The sequence below is a fragment of the Rugamonas sp. genome (genome assembly GCF_025354735.1).
In the GTDB taxonomy this organism is placed as follows: domain Bacteria; phylum Pseudomonadota; class Gammaproteobacteria; order Burkholderiales; family Burkholderiaceae_D; genus Rugamonas.
Map to the genome: position 1 here is coordinate 1 of NZ_JANXMI010000332.1, position 4286 is coordinate 4286.

4 protein-coding genes are annotated in these 4286 nt (G+C 69.2%); 1 reads left to right on the forward strand and 3 read right to left on the reverse strand.

All coding sequences use genetic code 11. The annotated features are described in order from the left end of the window. From Q0S71_RS27510 to gluQRS, 3 genes are all read right to left on the reverse strand, one after another. Positions 1-302, reverse strand: a 302-nt coding sequence (locus Q0S71_RS27510; protein WP_367185348.1) for a CHAD domain-containing protein, incomplete at its 3' end; no start/stop codon positions are given. Beyond that, positions 184-1356: a CYTH domain-containing protein gene (locus tag Q0S71_RS27290; RefSeq protein ID WP_367185347.1), complete on the reverse strand. Its 1173-nt coding sequence runs from the start codon at positions 1354-1356 to the stop codon at positions 184-186. The genes Q0S71_RS27510 and Q0S71_RS27290, both read right to left, overlap by 119 nt. Positions 1357-1460: 104 nt before the next feature. After that, positions 1461-2375 carry a tRNA glutamyl-Q(34) synthetase GluQRS gene (gene gluQRS / locus Q0S71_RS27295; protein ID WP_296002948.1) on the reverse strand — a complete coding sequence of 305 codons (915 nt, stop codon included), beginning with the start codon at positions 2373-2375 and terminating at the stop codon, positions 1461-1463. 211 nt (positions 2376-2586) lie between these two features. Between gluQRS and Q0S71_RS27300 the strand changes: the two genes are divergently transcribed. Further along, positions 2587-4215 carry a M28 family peptidase gene (locus Q0S71_RS27300; protein ID WP_296002952.1) on the forward strand — a complete coding sequence of 543 codons (1629 nt, stop codon included), beginning with the start codon at positions 2587-2589 and terminating at the stop codon, positions 4213-4215. Positions 4216-4286: the final 71 nt, after the last annotated feature.

The following is a 4286-nucleotide window of genomic DNA, read 5'->3' on the forward strand; positions in this document are numbered from 1 at the left end:
TGCACCGGCAAGTCTAGCGCCTGGAACGCTTTCCACAGTTTGCGCACGCCGACCTGGTCGCCGTCCCGCCGTGCCAGCAAATAGCCGCGCACGAAGGCGATGGCGCCGGCCTGCTGCGGCTGCTCCTGTTCCAGCTGCTCGAGCAAGGTGTCGGCGACGATCAGGTCGTTGTGCCGGCCCAGCTCATCCTGCAATCCCGTCAACGCTTCCAGATAGGCTTGCACGCGCTTGGGCCGGTATAGCGACTGAAAGAATTCCAGCGCATAGCGGCTCTGCTTGCCCGCGATGCGCAGGCGGTGCAGGGCGCGGGCGTCGGCGTCGCGCAGCCGGGCGCCGCGCTTGAGCAGCTTGTGGTGCTTGCGCTTGGTGCTGGCGCGCGCGTAGCCCTGCACCGGCTGCTGCAATTGCTCGCCGGCCCCGGCCGCGCTCATGGCCCAGGCGCTGAACGACAGCATCAGCCGCGTGTAGCGCGCCGAGGGCGTCGCCCAGCCACGCGATGTCGGCCAGCAGCTCGGGCGGGCAGGGCGCGCTGGCCTCGAACAGTTTCAGCGCCGAGCGCAGGCGGCGCACGCCGACCCGCATCTGGTGCACGCTCTCGGCGTTGTCGCTGTGGATCACGCCGGCCTCGTTGCCCTGGATCTGGGCCAGGCAGTTGTGGAAGATGGCCAGCATGGCGTCGGCCACGCTGCCGTCGCGGTCCAGCGTCAGCTCGGCGGCCTTGTGGATGCGGGTGCCGGACTGGCTGCACAGCGCGTAGCCGCGCTCGGCCTTGTTGCTGTTTTCCAGCCGCAGCGGCAAGTCGTCGAGCAAGCGCAGCGCGAAGTCGTACAGCGCCCGGGGCTGGCCCGATTTCAGTTCCAGTTCGATTTCGTTGATGGGATCGGCCGCGCCGTTGTGCTCGACCGCGCCGACGTCGAGCACCATTTCGATGTCGGCGTCGTCGACGTGCAACTGCCAGGTGCGGCGCTCGACGCGCACCGCGAACTGCGCTTGCAGCCGCTCGGCCAGGCCGGGCGCGTCGAGCAGCGCGGCCCAGTCGCCGTCGCCGTCGATCAGCTTTTTCAGCTTGCCCAGCTGCGGCCACGCGCGCGCGACCGGGCCTTCCCATTCATGGCGCGAGTGCAGCCCGGCCTGCACGCTGCCGCCGGCCTTCATGGTTTGTACCCAGACGCCGTCGATCTTGCGCACGCGCAGGCCGGCGCCGTGGCGGCGCAGATAAAAATCGGCGGTGTCGAAATAACGCGCCAGCAATTGCGCGTCGTGCGCGTCACCGTCGGCGTGGGCCGCCAGCAGCGGATGCTGGCGCAGCGTGTCGTTGGCGGACGGATCGAGCGCCAGCTTGAGTTCGATTTCCATGATGGTGTGGTGGCCGATAAAAAATCAGTGTAGCGATATTCGGGGACGGGCGCGCACACGTTACCCCAGCGGCATGGTAACGTCGGGACGGCAATGTTGCGGCGTCAGACCAGGGGCTGGTCGCGCATCAGGCGTTGCCACGCCGGCAGCGCGACGCGCCAGAATTCGGCGATGCTGGCCGCGCTCAGTTCCATGCCGAGCAAGCGCGCCGCCGGCAGCAGCGCCGTGGCCAGCAGCTCGCCGACGCTGGCGCCGTTGTCGAAGGCCGGCGCGCCGGTTTGCTTGGACAATTTTTCGCCGCGCTCATTGACGACCAGCGGCACGTGCAGATAGCGCGGCTGCGGCAGGTTCAGCAGCTGTTGCAGATAAATCTGGCGCGGCGTCGAGTCCAGCAGGTCGGCGCCGCGCACGATGTCGGTGACGCCCTGGGCGCCGTCGTCGGCCACCACGGCCAGCTGGTAGGCCCAGTAACCGTCGGCGCGCTTGATGACGAAGTCGCCCGCTTCGTCGCTCAGGTTTTGCGTGACGATACCGTGCCAGCGGTCGACGAAGGCGATGGTGTGGTGCGGCTGCGGCACTTTCAGGCGCAGCGCGCGGGCGGCGCGGCCGGGCGCCAGGCCGTGGCGGCAGGTGCCGGGGTAGATCAGCGCCTGGGCCTGGCGGCCGCGCAGGGCCAGCTGGGCGTCGGCGATTTCCTTGCGCGAGCAGCCGCAGGGGTAGACGTGGTCGTCGAGGTGGGCCAGGGCCGCCTCGTACAGGCCGGTGCGCTGGCTTTGCCAGGTGGCTTCGCCGTCCCACAGCATGCCGCAGCGTTGCAGCGAGGCCAGGATGTGGCGGTCGGCGCCGTCAACGTTGCGGTCGCCGTCGACGTCTTCGATGCGCACCAGCCAGGTGCCGTTGTGGCTGCGGGCGTCGAGGTAGCTGGCCATGGCCGCCACCAGCGAACCCAGATGCAGCGGCCCGGTGGGCGAGGGCGCGAAGCGGCCGATGTAGGGGGGCGGTGAATACGATGCGGTCATGGCGCAATTTTAGCGCCTCGAGGCGGAGTGCGTTTCTTTTCACGGTGATTCATCGGCGCCGTGACGTCGGGGTCTGACCTCGATTCGGCGCCGTCGCCACCTGCGCAATTCCGGCTCGGCAGCGCGGCCAAGTTGTCTTACAATATGCCGCGCGCAAATCATCATTATTCGCGCACACCGCCGCTTGCCGCTCCCACCGCTTCAGGAACCCATGAAAAAAATGCCTACCTCCCTAATCGCCGGCGCGCTGGCCTCCAGCCTGACACTGGCCTTTTCGGCCCACGCCGCCGCGCTGCCGGCGGTGCAGGAAGCGCCGTTGCGCGCCAGCCTGCAATTTCTCTCCAGCGATGCGCTCGAAGGCCGCGGCACCGGCCAGCGCAGCGCCGACGTCACCGTCGCCTATCTGGAAACGGAAGCGGCCGCCATCGGCCTGAAGCCGGCCAACGGCGCCAGTTTCCGCCAGTCCGTGAAAATCGCGGGCGTGACGGCGACGCCGGAAACGAGCACCCTGCATGTACAGGCGGGCGGCCGGACGCTGCCGCTGGAATACGGCAAGGATTGGGTCTGGGCCCCCGGCGACGCGCAAGCGCAGCGCCGCTTCGACGCGCCGCTGCTGTTCGTCGGCTACGGCGTGAGCGCGCCGGAGCAGGGCGGCTGGGACGATTACAAGGGCATGGACGTGAGCGGCAAGCTGCTGGTGATGATGGTCAACGATCCGCAGCCGACGGCCGAGGAGCCCAACCGTTTCGACGGCAAGAGCCTGACCTACTACGGCCGCTGGACCTATAAATTCGAGGAAGCCAAACGGCGCGGCGCGGCCGGCGTGCTGCTGATCCACACCGACGCCTCGGCCTCCTACGGCTGGAGCGTGGTGCAGCACAGCTGGGCCGGCATCGAACGCTTCCAGCTGACCGAGGGCGAGGTCGGCAGCGGCTTGCAGGGCTGGATGACGGAGGCGGCGGCGCGCGCCCTGTTCGCGGCCGGCGGCCAGGACCTCGACGCCCTGCGCGCCGCCGCCGAGCGCCGCGACTTCAAGCCGGTGGCGCTGGCCGCCAGCATCGAGGGCGAGATGACGGCGACGGTGCGCAAGGTCGAGCAGTTCAACGTGGCCGGCATCGTGCCGGGCAGCGATCCGGCGCTGGCGGCGCAAGTGGTTATTTACAGCGCGCACTGGGACCACCTGGGCAAGCAGGCCGGCAGCGGCGACACCATCTTCAACGGCGCCGTCGACAACGCTTCCGGCTCGGCCGCCTTGCTGGCGATGGCGCGCGCGGCCGTGCAGGCGCCGGGCAAGCGCTCGCAGATGTTTTTGTGGGTGGCGGCCGAGGAGCAGGGCTTGCTGGGCAGCGCGGCCTACGCGTCGGCGCCCTTGTGGCCGCTCGACAAGACGGCCGCCAATTTGAATCTCGACAGCCTGAACTTCGTCGGCCCCACGCACGACATCGGCACGGCCGGCGCCGAGCGCACCGAGCTGGGCCAGCTGGCGGCGGCGGCGGCCAAGCGCATGGGCATGCGGATCGCGGCGGCGCGTCCCGACACCGGCGGCGGCTATTTCCGCAGCGACCATTTCAACTTCGCCAAGGCGGGCGTGCCGGCGTTTTCTATCGAGTCGGGACATGAGTATGTGCATGAGCAGGAAGCGTCGGCGGCCAAGGCGGCCGCGTACGGCAAGCGCTATCACCAGGTCAGCGACGAGTATGATCCGAGCTGGGATTTGAGCGGCATGACGCAGACCGCGCAGTACACCCTGACGCTGGGCCGCATGATCGCCGACGCGCCGCACATGCCGCAGTGGAAGGCGGGCGACGCGTTCGGCAAGGCGCGCGCGCCGGCCAAGTGAGCGGTACGCGGCGGCTTTAGCCAAAGCCGCTGTGGGCCGGTGGCAGAGCAGCGTTGCGGACCGTCGGGGGG